At 66.7% G+C, this 12,546-nt stretch carries 15 protein-coding genes; 3 read left to right on the top strand and 12 right to left on the bottom strand.

Going from position 1 to position 12,546, the window contains the following annotated elements; all coding sequences use genetic code 11:
- Positions 1-9: 9 nt before the first annotated feature.
- Both WFK36_RS19315 and WFK36_RS19310 read right to left on the bottom strand, forming a co-directional pair.
- The gene (locus WFK36_RS19315; protein ID WP_336793620.1) at positions 10-1,512 is read right to left on the bottom strand and encodes a sugar porter family MFS transporter; all 1,503 of its coding nucleotides are present in this window, start codon (positions 1,510-1,512) and stop codon (positions 10-12) included.
- Positions 1,513-1,575: 63 nt separating this feature from the next.
- Positions 1,576-2,052 carry a hypothetical protein gene (locus tag WFK36_RS19310; protein WP_336793619.1) on the bottom strand — a complete coding sequence of 159 codons (477 nt, stop codon included), beginning with the start codon at positions 2,050-2,052 and terminating at the stop codon, positions 1,576-1,578.
- A 90-nt stretch (positions 2,053-2,142) separates the two neighbouring features.
- On the opposite strand from WFK36_RS19310, the gene WFK36_RS19305 reads away from it, so the two are divergent.
- Together WFK36_RS19305 and WFK36_RS19300 are read left to right on the top strand one after the other, a co-directional pair.
- Positions 2,143-3,414: a MurT ligase domain-containing protein gene (locus WFK36_RS19305; RefSeq protein WP_336793618.1), complete on the top strand. Its 1,272-nt coding sequence runs from the start codon at positions 2,143-2,145 to the stop codon at positions 3,412-3,414.
- The gene (locus WFK36_RS19300) at positions 3,414-4,127 is read left to right on the top strand and encodes a type 1 glutamine amidotransferase (protein ID WP_336793617.1); all 714 of its coding nucleotides are present in this window, start codon (positions 3,414-3,416) and stop codon (positions 4,125-4,127) included. The genes WFK36_RS19305 and WFK36_RS19300 overlap by 1 nt, the downstream gene beginning before the upstream one ends.
- A gap of 22 nt (positions 4,128-4,149) precedes the next feature.
- On the opposite strand, the gene WFK36_RS19295 is transcribed toward WFK36_RS19300, so the two are convergent.
- From WFK36_RS19295 to WFK36_RS19280, 4 genes are read right to left on the bottom strand one after another with little or no spacing between them, the layout of a single operon-like run.
- A complete protein-coding gene (locus WFK36_RS19295) occupies positions 4,150-5,109 on the bottom strand; it encodes an ABC transporter substrate-binding protein (RefSeq protein WP_336793615.1) in 960 nt (319 codons plus the stop codon).
- 23 nt (positions 5,110-5,132) lie between these two features.
- The gene (locus WFK36_RS19290) at positions 5,133-5,888 is read right to left on the bottom strand and encodes an ABC transporter ATP-binding protein (protein ID WP_336793612.1); all 756 of its coding nucleotides are present in this window, start codon (positions 5,886-5,888) and stop codon (positions 5,133-5,135) included.
- A gap of 1 nt (position 5,889) precedes the next feature.
- Positions 5,890-6,714 (bottom strand): ABC transporter permease, encoded by an 825-nt coding sequence (locus tag WFK36_RS19285; RefSeq protein ID WP_336793610.1) that lies wholly within the window; start codon positions 6,712-6,714, stop codon positions 5,890-5,892.
- Positions 6,711-8,027, bottom strand: coding sequence for an aryl-sulfate sulfotransferase (locus WFK36_RS19280; protein ID WP_336793608.1), 1,317 nt, complete (start codon positions 8,025-8,027; stop codon positions 6,711-6,713). The genes WFK36_RS19285 and WFK36_RS19280 overlap by 4 nt, the downstream gene beginning before the upstream one ends.
- 145 nt (positions 8,028-8,172) lie before the next feature.
- On the opposite strand from WFK36_RS19280, the gene WFK36_RS19275 reads away from it, so the two are divergent.
- On the top strand, positions 8,173-9,210 hold the full coding sequence (locus WFK36_RS19275) for a LacI family DNA-binding transcriptional regulator (RefSeq protein ID WP_336793607.1): 1,038 nt from the start codon (positions 8,173-8,175) through the stop codon (positions 9,208-9,210).
- Here WFK36_RS19275 and WFK36_RS19270 read toward each other — a convergent pair.
- The 6 genes from WFK36_RS19270 to WFK36_RS19245 all read right to left on the bottom strand — a co-directional run bounded on the left by WFK36_RS19270 (position 9,196) and on the right by WFK36_RS19245 (position 12,461).
- Positions 9,196-9,750 (bottom strand): uridine kinase family protein, encoded by a 555-nt coding sequence (locus WFK36_RS19270; RefSeq protein ID WP_336793605.1) that lies wholly within the window; start codon positions 9,748-9,750, stop codon positions 9,196-9,198. The genes WFK36_RS19275 and WFK36_RS19270 overlap by 15 nt on opposite strands.
- The gene (recR, locus tag WFK36_RS19265; RefSeq protein WP_008377235.1) at positions 9,750-10,361 is read right to left on the bottom strand and encodes a recombination mediator RecR; all 612 of its coding nucleotides are present in this window, start codon (positions 10,359-10,361) and stop codon (positions 9,750-9,752) included. The genes WFK36_RS19270 and recR overlap by 1 nt, the downstream gene beginning before the upstream one ends.
- A 9-nt stretch (positions 10,362-10,370) precedes the next feature.
- On the bottom strand, positions 10,371-10,724 hold the full coding sequence (locus WFK36_RS19260; protein ID WP_336793603.1) for a YbaB/EbfC family nucleoid-associated protein: 354 nt from the start codon (positions 10,722-10,724) through the stop codon (positions 10,371-10,373).
- A gap of 23 nt (positions 10,725-10,747) precedes the next feature.
- Entirely contained in the window at positions 10,748-11,077 is a 330-nt protein-coding gene (locus WFK36_RS19255; protein WP_336793602.1) for a hypothetical protein, read from the bottom strand.
- On the bottom strand, positions 11,077-11,961 hold the full coding sequence (locus tag WFK36_RS19250) for a pseudouridine synthase (protein WP_336793784.1): 885 nt from the start codon (positions 11,959-11,961) through the stop codon (positions 11,077-11,079). Before WFK36_RS19250 ends, WFK36_RS19255 begins: the two co-directional genes overlap by 1 nt.
- A 62-nt stretch (positions 11,962-12,023) precedes the next feature.
- Positions 12,024-12,461, bottom strand: a complete 438-nt coding sequence (locus WFK36_RS19245; RefSeq protein ID WP_336793783.1) for an SRPBCC family protein — start codon at positions 12,459-12,461, stop codon at positions 12,024-12,026.
- Positions 12,462-12,546 lie beyond the last annotated feature (85 nt).

The raw sequence follows: 12,546 nt of genomic DNA, 5'->3' as shown, positions 1-12,546 counted from the left end.
CCGTTGTCACTATGCGTCGTCGGTCACTCCGGCGAGACGATCCATGTCCTCCAGCGACCGTCCTTTCGTCTCCGGTACGAACTTGGCCACGAAGAGGAATGACAAGAAGGCGAACGCCGCGTACATGAAGTAGCCGAAGGTCAGACTGAAGTCCTTGATCGCTGGGAAGGTCATGGTGATCACCCAATTCGCGGCCCATTGTCCAGCCGCTGCGACCGACAGCGCCGCAGCGCGGAACCTGTTCGGGAACATCTCACCGAGCAGAACCCACACCATCGGCCCCCAGCTCATGCCGAAGAAGACGACGAAGCCGTTCGCGGCGATGAGCGCGACGACACCCCACGCGCCCGGCAGAGTCTGCACCGCCTCGCCGTCCTTCATCACCACCTGACCGTTCTCGGTCTTGTCGGTGAGCTGACCGAAGCACACCGCCACAGCGGCGAGCGTCACCGTCATTCCGACCGAGCCGACGAGAAGCAGTGGCCGACGCCCCACCCGATCGACGAGGGCGATCGCGACGAGTGTCGTCGCGATGTTGATGACCGAGGTGATCGTGGACGTGAGGAACGCCTGACTCTCGTCGAAGCCCGCGGCCTCCCACAGCACGTTCGAGTAGTAGAACACCACGTTGATCCCGACCGCCTGCTGAAAGACCGACAGCAGGAGACCGATCCAGACCACCGGGTAGATCCCACCCGCCGGGCGTTTGAGGTCGCGCCAAGACGGCTTCTTCTCGCTGTTCATGCTCGCCCGGATGCGGTCGATGGTGAGTTCGAGATCGCGTGCACCGAGAAGCCGTTCGAGCACGGCACGTGCTTCGGGAAGTCGTTGCTGCGAGATCAAGTAGCGCGGTGATTCCGGAATGGTGCCCGACAGCACTCCGTAGAGGATCGCGGGCACAGCCATCATCAGGAACATCCACCGCCAGGCGTCCATGCCGAGCCACAGCACTTCGTTCGCACCGCCGGCGATGTTGCGCAGCGCGAGGTTGACCAAGAACGACAGGAAGATGCCGAGTACGATCGCGAGTTGCTGCAGGGAGCCGAGCCTGCCCCGGATACCCGCAGGCGACGTCTCCGCGATGTAGGCGGGCGCGATCACCGACGCGACGCCGACCGCGAATCCCCCGACGACGCGGAACACGATGAAGAGCACCAGCCCGCCCGTTCCCCAGCTGGACGGCGCAAAGGCACAGCCGACAGCACTGAGGACGAACAGCACTGCGGCAATCTTCATCACCATCAGACGACCGATCCGGTCGGCGATCCGACCCGCGGTCAAGGCGCCTGCTGCTGCTCCGAGAAGCGCAGAGGCGACGGCGAAACCGAGTGCACCGGAGTTGATCGCGAAGTCTTCTTCAAGCGCCTTAGTCGCCCCGTTGATGACGGATGTCTCATAGCCGAACAGCAGTCCACCCAAGGCGGCGACGGAGGCGATGCGAACCACTCCGTGTCCGGTCCCCTGGTCGTCAGATGTCGCGCCTGCGTCAGAGGTGGGGCCGGAGACGTTCATGTGCACCCTTCGAGAGACGGACGAGTAGTCCGATCGTATGACGATTGAGGAGTCTCGTGGTGCCTATCCCTCGCCAACGCTCGGCGCATCCGCATCGTCGATCCCATCGACTGGCGGCGCCGAGCGTCCGAGCACGCCGTGAAGCCCACCAGAAACGATCAGCGCCAGGGTCAGAAACATCGCAACGGGAAGCCCTGGCATGAAGAACACCAGGCCAGGAAGACATAACTGTGCCTCGGCGCATACCGCTGGATCGGTCAGCATGCGTGCCAGCACAAACGAGAGTCCGGCAACCATCAGCCATGCGACTACAAAGGTCCACGTGGCCCCGCCACTGGCCCCTCGTCGACGCAGCACAGCCGCATTGCACGCCAGGCCGAGAGCCACGACCCCCGCGCCGAAGGTGATCGTCGCCGACAGCCGGGCGTCCTCCTCCATGCTCGAAGGCCCTGCAGTGTTCCAGTAGATCGCGATGGTCAGCCACGGCGCCGACAACGCCACGACAAAATGGCAGAGTCGCCATACCGCGTTCGACGTCATCCTCACGAAACTCCTCCCGCCACGATCCTGTCACGACGCTCACAGCGAGCGCAGACTGTCGAGACCGGCGGGTGTGGGAAACTCGACGGTATGCCGGATGCCCCTCGCCTCCCGATTCGCACCCGTACCGCCCTCGCGGCCGCGGCGTCAGCCCGCTGGGCGTCGCGCACCGCAGGTCGCGGCAAGGGATCGATGATCGGTGGTCTGATCGCCGAGAAGATCGACCCGAAGATCATGGCTCGCCTCGCTGCAGGCAAGAAGACGGCGTTGATCACCGGGACCAACGGCAAGTCGACCACCACGCGTATGACTGCTGCCGCGCTCGCCACCATCGGTGACGTCGCGACGCAGGAGGACGGCGCGAACATGGACGCGGGCATCATCGCGACGTTGACGCTGCACCGGCCCGCACTGCTCGCAGCCCTCGAGGTGGACGAGCTGCACGTGCCGAACGTCGCCGACAGCACCTCTCCCGCGGTGATCACGATGCTGAACCTGTCGCGCGATCAGCTCGACCGGGTCGGCGAAATCAACGTGATCGAACGCCGCCTGCGCGGCGCTGTTGATGCGCACCCGGAGTCGACGGTTGTCGCGAACTGCGACGACGTCCTCGTGACGTCGGCCGCATACGACGGCAAGAACGTCGTGTGGGTGGCCGCCGGCGCGGCGTGGGTCGGCGACTCCGTCGGCTGCCCACGGTCGGGCGAACCGATCATCCGACGCGACGGCGACTGGTACTCGAGCGGCGCGCCGTCGTTCCGCAGGCCGACGCCCGACTGGTGGTTCGACGACGACAACGTCTACGGTCCCGACGGTTTCACCGCTCCCCTCACACTGAACGTGCCCGGCCGCGCGAACCGCGGCAACGCGACACAGGCGATCGCGACGGCCGTCGCCATGGGCGCTGATCCCGCTGCCGCCACGAAGGCGGTCGGGACGGTCGGCGAGATCGCGGGCCGGTACGGAGTTCAGCGTCTCGGCGATCACCGCGTCCGCACGCTGCTCGCCAAGAACCCCGCCGGCTGGCAGGAGGCACTGTCGATGATTGACCCAGACGCCGACAGTCTGGTGATCGCGGTGAACGGCCAGGTCCCCGACGGTGAGGACCTCTCGTGGCTCTGGGACGTGCGTTTCGAAGAGTTCGAGAACACGAAGGTCATCGCGGCAGGTGAACGGGCAGCGGATCTGTCGGTGCGCTTGTTGTACGCCGGTGCCGAGCACACCGTCGTCGACGATCCGTTGGCCGCGATCCGGTCCTGCCCGCCGGGCCGAGTCGAGGTCCTTGCCAATTACACGGCGTTCCGCGACCTCGCGATCGCGATGAACAGGGCCGGCGCTGCTACGACGGTCGAGGAGAAGTGATGAGCGAGTCGACTCTGCGGATCGGTCTGGTCCTGCCCGACGTGATGGGCACCTACGGCGACGGCGGCAACGCGCTGATCTTTCGCCAACGTGCGCGCATGCGCGGGTTGGACGCCGAGATCGTGGAGCTCACGCTGGACGACGACGTCCCCGACTCGCTCGACGTCTACACGCTCGGTGGCGCCGAGGACGCCGCGCAGCGCATCGCCACCCGGCACCTCGCCGAGCATCCCGGCCTGCAGCGCGCAGCGGAGAAGGGCACGCCCGTCCTCGCGATCTGCGCAGCCATTCAGGTACTCGGCCACTGGTACGAGACGTCGGCGGGCGAGCGCGTGTCGGGCATCAGCATGCTCGATCTGACGACGTCACCTCAGGAAGTCAGGGCGATCGGCGAACTCATCACCGATCCACTGCTCGACGGTCTCACGCAACCGCTGTCGGGGTTCGAGAACCATCGCGGCGGGACGACGCTCGGGCAGGCAGCGAAGCCCCTCGGCCGGGTCAAGCACGGCGTCGGCAACGGCGGCGGCGAACCCGTCGAAGGCGTTGTGCAGGGCAGCGTTCTCGCCACCTACATGCACGGCCCACTCCTCGCGCGGAACCCGGAACTCGCGGACTACCTGCTGGCGAAGGCCACCGGAACCGAGCTCGCTCCTCTCGACCTCCCCCAGGTCGACCGACTCCGCCGGGAACGTCTCGCAGCAGGACGCTGACCTTCGCCACGTCCGCGACGAGTCACGTCGTCGGGAGGAACCCGGGGTCGATGGCGGCGCTGTAGTCGGGGAGGTCGGTGCCCTTGTCGATTTTGCCCTGGGCCTTGCCCCATTCACCGAGTTCACGCATCTTCACCGGCAGGTCGCCGAGTTGGAGGGTGAAGTCGAACTCGGGAAGCACGGTCGCCAGCAGCTTCTCATCAAGATTCGTGGCGGTGGCGACGGCGTCGAGAGCCGCCGGATCGCGGGCGACCAGCTTGCGCCCGGCGTCGCTGATCGCTTGGAAGAACTTGGTGAGTGCGTCGCGTTTCCCGTTGATCGCCTGTGTAGTCGCGAGGTAGAGACTGCGCTGTCGGTAGTCGCCGCCGTCGAGTACCACGGCCTCTGAACCGAGCGCCTGGATCGACTGCGCCTGGTACGGCTGGAAGATCGAGACCGCGTCGACGTCGCCGCGGGTGATCGCGGTGACGACCGCCGACGGCGCCACCTGCACGAGTTCGGCGTCGATCCTCGCCCGGTCGAGTACGTTCGACGCGAAGTACCCGGCACTCGTGCCGATCGGAGTGCCGATCCGCTTGCCTGCAAGATCGGCGACGGTGGCGATTCCGGACTGCTTGCGGGCGACGATCCGAGACCCTGCCCAGCGCGCGCCGTCGCCGACCACCTTGATGTCATTCGACTTCGCGAGCGCGGCAGCGGTCGGCACGTCGGCCGCGGTCGTCACGTCCACCTGTCCTGCGACGGCCGCCTGCAACGCCTCCACTCCAGACGAGAAGTTGACGACCTTCACCGTCAGGCCCTGCGCGGTGAACAGTCCGGTGTCGGCGGCGACGGGGACCTGCGCCCACGAGGGGTCGACGACGAATCCGACGGTGAGGGTGGCGGGGTCGTCGTCGACGGACGAGCAGGCGGCGAGCATTCCCGTCGCGCTCAATGCGACGACGGCCGCGGCGAGGACTCGGTGGGGGAGACGAATGGTCATGGGAGTTCTTTCTCTTGTGGGGTTCAGACGTGGTCGGCGACGCCGAGCAGGTGATGAAGGGTGCGTCTGGTGTCGAGGTAGCCGGGCAGATCGGCGAGGACGTCAGCCGGGCGGGGTCTGGGCACCGGGTTGTCGATGCGTTCGATGATCCGGCCGCGGTGCAGGACGACGATGGTGTCGGCGAGGCGCACTGCCTCGTCGACGTCGTGGGTGACGAACACGACGGTTCGGCCCGACCGCGCCCACAGGTCGAGGATCAGATCCTGCATGCGGAGCCGAGTCAGCGCGTCGAGCGCGGCGAACGGTTCGTCCATCAGCAAGACGTCGGGGTCGCCGGCGAGCATCCGGGCGATGCCCGCGCGCTGGCGCATTCCGCCGGACAGTTCAGACGGACGCTGCCGACCGACGTCGGGAGCGAGCCCGACGACGTCGAGGAGTTCCGCGATGCGCCGACCGCGTTCGGAACGCTGCACGTCGCCGGCGATGAGCGCGAACTCGATGTTGTCGGCCACGCTCATCCACGGAAACAACACGTCTCGCTGAAACGCCATGCCACGTCGCGGGTCGGGGCCCGCAACTTGTTGTCCGTTGTCGAGCACAGAACCTGCGGTCGGAGACTGCAGGCCCGCGACCGCATGAAGCAACGTCGACTTGCCGCTTCCGGATGCGCCGACGAGCGCGGTGAACGAGCCGTCGGGGACGGTCAGATCGACCTCGTGCAACGCGGCACGGGTCGTGCCGGGAAAGCGAACAGTCAAGTCGCGGGTGGTGATGGTCATGTCAACGCTCCTGAGTGGACCAATGGGTGAGCGGCGCGGTCGCCGCGGCGATCGCGACGTCGCACAGGGCGCCGATCACGCCGAGGATCAGCAGGCACACGATGAGGCGGTCGGCCTGCGAGAACAGTTGAGCCTGCGAGATTCGGTAACCGATGCCCGACGTGGTGCCGGTCATCTCCGCGACGACGATCAGCACGAACGCCATCGCCGCGCCGACGCGAAGTCCGGCGACGATGTCTGGTGCGGCTTCGGGGAGGATCACCCGGCGGAGCGTGTGCAGTCGTGATGCGCCGAGGCACCGCGCGGCGAGGAGGTACTCGCGTGGAGTGGAGGCGATCCCGGCGTGGGCGTTGATCCACACCGGAACGAACACGCCGACGCTGATCACCAGGATCTTGCTGCTCTCCCCCAGCCCGAACCACAGGATGACAAGGGGAATCAGCCCGATCGTCGGGATCGGCGACAGCACTCGCAGGACGGGCTGCAGCAGGTTTCGGCCGAGCGTCGTCGTGGCGGTGACGACGGCGACCAGGAGCCCGCTCGTCCCGCCGACCAGGAAGCCGGCGGCAGCTCGCTGCAGGCTCGACGACAGATCGTCGAACAGCAGCCCCTCCTTCCACAGGTCTCGACCGGCTGCGACGATCTCGGGAACGCTCGGGAACAGCGCACGCGGGAAGACGTCGGCTGCCGAGACGACGGACCACACGACGACGACGCCCGCGAGTCCGGCGACGACCCACGCCGCCGAGGCGAGCGCGCGTCGCACTCCGGACGGCACCGTGCGACGCACGGTCTCGCGACGCGCAATCGCTGTGAGTGCGGTCATCGGACGGTCGTCCCGTCCACCGGTCGCAACGCCGGGCGAGTGTCGACGGGCGTCCACTCGAAGGGAACAGCCTGCGAGCGATACACGAGTCTGGTCCGGCTGAGACGATCGACGCCGCTCACTCGAGGCGTGTCCACCTCCGGCTCTCCCGCCACGCCGTGGCCGATGAACGGGCTGTGGTACTCCCAAACGATCGCGCCGGCGGGCGTCACTTGGAAGAGTCGACCGCGCATGCCTTCGGTGATGAGGGTGTTGCCATTGGGGAGTCGTTGCGCATTGCTGACGAACGAACTGAAGAACTCCCAGGTCGGCCGTCCGGAGTCTTCCGCCGTGTACTGCCAGATGATCTCCCTGGTCGTCGGATCCACTTCGAGGACACGGGATCCCGCATAGATACCCAGGGATGCAGCCGGATAGCCCGCACCTCCCTGGTTGTCGAAGATCAGGATGTTGCCTGCACCCGGCAGGCCGTCGGCGATGAGATGCGGGTTGTGCTGCCCGGAGATCTGGTCGAGCGGACGCGGGAGGGCATGCGTGTTGATCCGCTGATGCTGCGCTCCGGAAACCGCGTCGAAGTAGGGCCCGAGACGCCAGACGACGTCGCCGGTCCGCTTGTCGATCAGCGCGACGACGTTCGCCTTTCGGAAGCTGACCAGCACGTTGTCGGGGTGGAACGGGCCGTCCGGATCGGCGTCGTGCCACTTGTTCGGACCGAGTGTCTTCGCACTGTTCATCTCCAGGTAGCCCCACGGATCGTCGGGGTCGCGGTCGACGGTTGCGGCGATCGCCGCGCGCCCGGCGTCGGAGAATCCGAACTGATCAAGATGGTCACCTGCGAGCCACTGCCACACGACGGCACCCGTCGGATCGACTTCATAGAGTCCCTGGTCGCCGACGGTCTTGTGCCCCAGACCCGGAACCACTCGTGGCACGGTGACGAGAACGAGCCAGTTCCCGCTCGGCAGTTGCTCCCAGTCGTGGTTCTGCCTGGCAGCCCCACTCGGAGCCTGAGGGCCCCATTCCCAACGCACATCGCCATCCCAGTCGAGCCGCCCCACACTTCCGTTGGCGTAGATGCCGCCACGTGCGTCGCCGCTCGAACTGAGCTGCACGCCGACATCTCCGACACGCCCGCCGTTGATCGTCGGATCGAGGATGCGCGGCGGCACTCCGGCGTATGGCCATTCGTGGACGACGTCTCCGTTGAGATCGATGAGTCGCGTGATCGTGTCGGCTCCGGTGAACAGCACGTAGCTGTCGTGGACCAGTGCAGGCTCGAGGTGTGTGACCCCGGTGAGTGTCGCGATCGCCATGATGCGGCTGTCCCTTCGTTGTTGTTCTAATCGATTAGATTAGGTTTGACCTGGAGCGATACACGTGGTCAGAATCAGAGTGATTTCAAAGCGCACCCGAGCGTCCGGAGCGGGCATCATTGCGCGAGGCAGACGAGGAGCTCAAGTGACGACACCACCGGAGAAGGCGCTGAAGCGGCCAACCCTCGCAGACGTCGCGAGAGTCGCGGGAACGTCGACGGCCGTTGTCAGTTACGTGATCAACGACGGCCCGCGACCGGTGTCGGCGCCGCTGCGGGCGAAAGTGACGGCTGCACTCGAGAGCCTCGACTACCGACCGGATCGCCGCGCGCAGGCTTTGCGACGGCCTCGCCGATGGCAGCAGGTCGGGCTGCTCGTCCCCGACCTGGCGATGCCGTTGTTCGCCGCGTACGCACAGCGCTTCGAGTCGGCGGGACGCGCCCGTGGAAACCTCACACTCATCGGCAGCACCGGCTTCGACGCCGACCGCGAGCTGGAGTTCGCGCGATCGTTCACCCAGGTCGGTGTCGACGGCTTGATCGTCGTCGGTTCGGTCGCCGTGGAAGCGACCGCAGACCTCTGTCGCCGCAGTCACGTGCCCGTCGTGTGGACGCACAGCATGCGCGGCTCGGCGGACAGACCAGTCGTCTCGGCTGACCACCGGCTCGCGGGCCGACTCGTCGGCGAGCACCTCACCCGAATCCATCAGCTCTCGACCGCGGCTTTCATCGGAGGCGTCGACGACGCCGTCGCCGGGCGCGGGGACCGCGAGACGGTCGCGCAGCGGCTCGACGGTCTGATCATGAGCGGGCTATCGGTGACCGTGGCTCCGACAGACCTGACTGCGCCCTCGGCCTACCGCGCTGTTCGGGACCTGCTTGTGTCCGAGACCAGGCCCGACGCCATCGTCCCCGGAACGCTCGGTCAGACCGACGCCACGATCCGTGCGATCACCGACGCAGGCCTGGCCATCCCGCACGACATCGCGCTCGCATCGTTCGACGGCCCCGATTCCGCGTACCGAGAACCGGTGCCGACCACAGCGGTCCTTCCTGTCGACGCGGTGGTCGACCGTGCACTCGACGCCCTCGAGTTCAAAGACGTCGACGAATGTGTGTCCGGGGTGACGCTGCGGATCGGCCAGACGTGCGGCTGTCCGGCGGATCGATCAGAGCTCGGCTGAGCCGAGCACCCGGCACCGGTCCCGCGTCTCGTCGACGGCGAACCAGCCGTCCTCGAACTGCTGCCACGCCGCGAGGTGCGCCCGGCTGGCTTCGCCGTCCCGTGCGACGGTCCGCTCGAGACGCTCTGCCGCGGACGGGCCGTCGATCCAGTAGGCGGCGGTGAGTCGATCGAACACGGTGCGCCGCGCCGACGTGACTCCCTCGATGATCAGGATCGGTTTCCAGCGGAGCCACACCGACGGGCCGACCTGCGGTGCCCCGTCCACCCAGATCCGCGGGTGATAGACGTAGTCGTGGCGTCGCTCGAAGGCGCGGATGACGTCGCGTTCCATCTCCGGCCACCACGCTGCAGGCTGATCCCACGTCGCGAAGTCGTCGGTGCTGACCAGCACACTCGACCGTCCACGGTCGGCGAGCGCACGCACCAGTTCGGCGCCGAACGTGCTCTTGCCTGAACCGGAACGACCGTCGATCGCGATCATGCCCTCGGTGAGACCGTCGCGGACCGCGACCTCGTCGGCGAGACGCGCCCAATCCATCAGACCAGCACGCGACGTCCGGACAACGCGCGGCCGAGCGTCAGTTCGTCGGCGAACTCAAGGTCGCCGCCCATCGGCAGGCCGGACGCGAGACGCGTCACCGACAGTCCGGGAAAGTCCTTCAGCATGCGCAGCAAATACGTCGCCGTCGCCTCGCCTTCGGTGTTCGGGTCGGTGGCGACGATGATCTCGCTGACGACCGAGCCGTCCGACTGCTCCGCGAGCCGTTTGAGCAGTTCACGAATGCGGAGCTGATCCGGGCCGACGCCCGACAACGGATCGAGCGCCCCGCCCAGCACGTGATAGCGACCGTCGAACTCTCGAGTCCGCTCGATCGCGTAGATGTCCTTCGGCTCCTCGACGACGCAGATCTTGGTCGCGTCGCGTCGCGCGTCCGCGCAGATCCGGCAGAGGCGGTCGGCGGCGATGTTGCCGCATTCGGCGCAGAAGGTCACGTCGTCGCGGACTTTGCCGAGGGCGGCGGTGAGTCGATCGATCTCGGCGTTCTCACCCGCCAACAGATGAAATGCGATGCGCTGCGCGCCCTTCGGACCCAGTCCGGGCAGTTTCGCCAACTGGTCGATCAGATCCTGAATGGGTCCTTCGTACATGAGGTCCGCTCAGCCCAGTCCGGGCAGGCCGCCCGCCAGCGGGCCCATCTTCTCTGCGGTGACGGCGTCACGATTGTGCGCCAGATCGGCGAGTGCGCCGACGAGCAGGTCCTGCAGGGTCTCGATGTCGTCCGGATCGATGACGTCGCGCTTGATCTCGACGCCGGTCACCTCGCCAGTTCCGGTTCCGGTCACCGTGACGAGGCCGTTTCCCGCCTGGCCTGTCACGGTGGTGTTCGCGATCTCGTCCTGCGCCGCCACGAGCTTGGCCTGCATCTCCTGCGCCTGCGCGAGAAGTCCGGCCATCGGGTTGTCTCCGCCGCCGCCACCGAAGAGGGCGCTGGGATCGAATGCGTCAGTCACGGAGTCCAGGATAGTCGCTGCGGTCAGCGGAGCAGTCGCTCCACATGCTCGGCGAGTTGGTCGACGCTCACGTCACCGTCGGTGACGACGTCGAACGAGATCACCTCGTCGCCGAACAGCCGTGCCGCCCTGGGGATCAGAGCGAACTCGAACCGGTCCCCGACGCGGCGCCACTGGGCGACCGCGTCGTAGACGGGCGCACTCGCGCCCGTGGTCAGGCAGTACTCCGCAGACCTCGGCCCGCCCGGCAGATCACGTTGAAGTTGCACGCACGCATCCGACTCCTCGTCGAGGAACACGACGGCCTCACATCCGAGGTCCGGATGTCGCTCGTAACTCCCGATGATCGCCATCAGCCGATGCTACCGACGTGCGATTCCAGTGACAGGCCACTCTCGAAGTGCCTCGACGCCCCGGTGAAAGGGTCGTCGAATGTCACGGAGTATGCGAGGAGCCGAAGCGGCCTGGTGAAGTCGTCGACTGCGGCGTCGACCCGCTCCCGATCGACGACCGGGTAGAGCGGGTCGTCGACGATGGGCACCCCGAGTCCGGCCATGTGGAGGCGGAGTTGATGAGTCCGTCCGGTCGACGGTCGAAGGCGGTAGAGACCGAACCCCGACTCTCGAGTCTCGACCAGATTGATGTCGCTGACCGCGTTGATCTCGCCCGGCACGACACGAGCACGAAGGTCACCGGCGTTCTTCTCGATGCGGTTCTCGATGCGGACGCCGTCGACGAGCGCAGCATCGGCGTTCGCGAGCGCCCGATACTCCTTCGTCACCCGTCTCGATGCGAAGAGATCCTGGTACGCGGCCCGCACGTCCGGCCTGCGGGTGAAGAGCAGAACCCCCGCAGTCAACCGGTCGAGCCGATGAACGGGCGCGACATCGTCGCCGAACTCGCGACGAAGCCGGACGAGCGCGGTCTGTGTGACATGCGAGCCGCGCGGCATCGTCGCGAGGTAGTGCGGCTTGTCCACGACGATCAGCCGATCGTCGACATGCAGGACCGGCATGTCGAACGGGACCTCGTGCTCATCCGGCAGATCGCGGTAGAGGTAGACGGGAACCGGCCTGCTGACGATCTGCGTCAGATCCACAGGCGCCCCGTCGACATCGACGATCTCCCCCGCGGCGGCGCGTCTTTCCAGGTCGTCGCGAGTCCAATAACTCAACGAGGGCGTCAGCAGCAACGTCTCGGCGACGCTGCGAGGGACGTCGTAGGTACGCAGAACCACCCGGGTGGCGTCGACGCCGTCCCGGGCGGCCAGCGGTTTCGTCCGGCGACGTCCCCTGCGACTCACTTCTCGAGGCGAGTCTTCAGATTGCCCAGCAGCTCGTTCTGGATGCGGTTCAGACCCTTGGGCGCGAACGTGCGCTCGAAGAAGCCGCCGATCCCTCCGGCGCCCTTCCACGACGTGGTGGTCTCGACCTGCGAGCCCACACCCGCCGCAGTCACGCGGTAGGTGGTCACCATCGTCGAGTTGCGGTCGGTCTCGGTGATGGTGTCGCCCGTGACGGTCACGTCGGCGAGGACGTCGCGCGAACGCTTCTCGGTGGCCTGCAGAATCCAGTGCACAACGGTGCCTGCACCGACGCCGCCCTCGACGACGGTGTAGTCGCGGTAGTTGGATGGGAGGAGCTCGGCGCGAACCGATGCGTAGTCGGCGAGTGCCGCGGACACGGCGTCCACGGGTGCGGCGATCTGAACTGTTGCGGTGGCGGTGACCTGACCCACTTGAGGTGACTCCTTCATGAAAAACGCTGTTCTCGCGGCTTCAGTGCCGCGTGAACCTGTACCCCACCACGGTACTGGCGATATC

The sequence above is a fragment of the Gordonia malaquae genome (genome assembly GCF_037148075.1).
Classification (GTDB): Bacteria; Actinomycetota; Actinomycetes; order Mycobacteriales; family Mycobacteriaceae; genus Gordonia; species Gordonia malaquae.
Note: the sequence above shows the minus strand (reverse complement) of the source record. Positions and strands in the feature narration are given on the sequence as shown.

Excerpts from the sequence above, each read along its gene's own strand:
- WFK36_RS19315 (WP_336793620.1), bottom strand. The coding sequence starts at position 1,512 with ATGAACGTCTCCGGCCCCACCTCTGACGCAGGCGCGACATCTGACGAC.
- WFK36_RS19310 (WP_336793619.1), bottom strand. The coding sequence starts at position 2,052 with ATGACGTCGAACGCGGTATGGCGACTCTGCCATTTTGTCGTGGCGTTG.
- WFK36_RS19305 (WP_336793618.1), top strand. The coding sequence starts at position 2,143 with ATGCCGGATGCCCCTCGCCTCCCGATTCGCACCCGTACCGCCCTCGCG.
- WFK36_RS19300 (WP_336793617.1), top strand. The coding sequence starts at position 3,414 with ATGAGCGAGTCGACTCTGCGGATCGGTCTGGTCCTGCCCGACGTGATG.
- WFK36_RS19295 (WP_336793615.1), bottom strand. The coding sequence starts at position 5,109 with ATGACCATTCGTCTCCCCCACCGAGTCCTCGCCGCGGCCGTCGTCGCA.
- WFK36_RS19290 (WP_336793612.1), bottom strand. The coding sequence starts at position 5,888 with ATGACCATCACCACCCGCGACTTGACTGTTCGCTTTCCCGGCACGACC.
- WFK36_RS19285 (WP_336793610.1), bottom strand. The coding sequence starts at position 6,714 with ATGACCGCACTCACAGCGATTGCGCGTCGCGAGACCGTGCGTCGCACG.
- WFK36_RS19280 (WP_336793608.1), bottom strand. The coding sequence starts at position 8,027 with ATGGCGATCGCGACACTCACCGGGGTCACACACCTCGAGCCTGCACTG.
- WFK36_RS19270 (WP_336793605.1), bottom strand. The coding sequence starts at position 9,750 with ATGGATTGGGCGCGTCTCGCCGACGAGGTCGCGGTCCGCGACGGTCTC.
- recR (WP_008377235.1), bottom strand. The coding sequence starts at position 10,361 with ATGTACGAAGGACCCATTCAGGATCTGATCGACCAGTTGGCGAAACTG.
- WFK36_RS19255 (WP_336793602.1), bottom strand. The coding sequence starts at position 11,077 with ATGGCGATCATCGGGAGTTACGAGCGACATCCGGACCTCGGATGTGAG.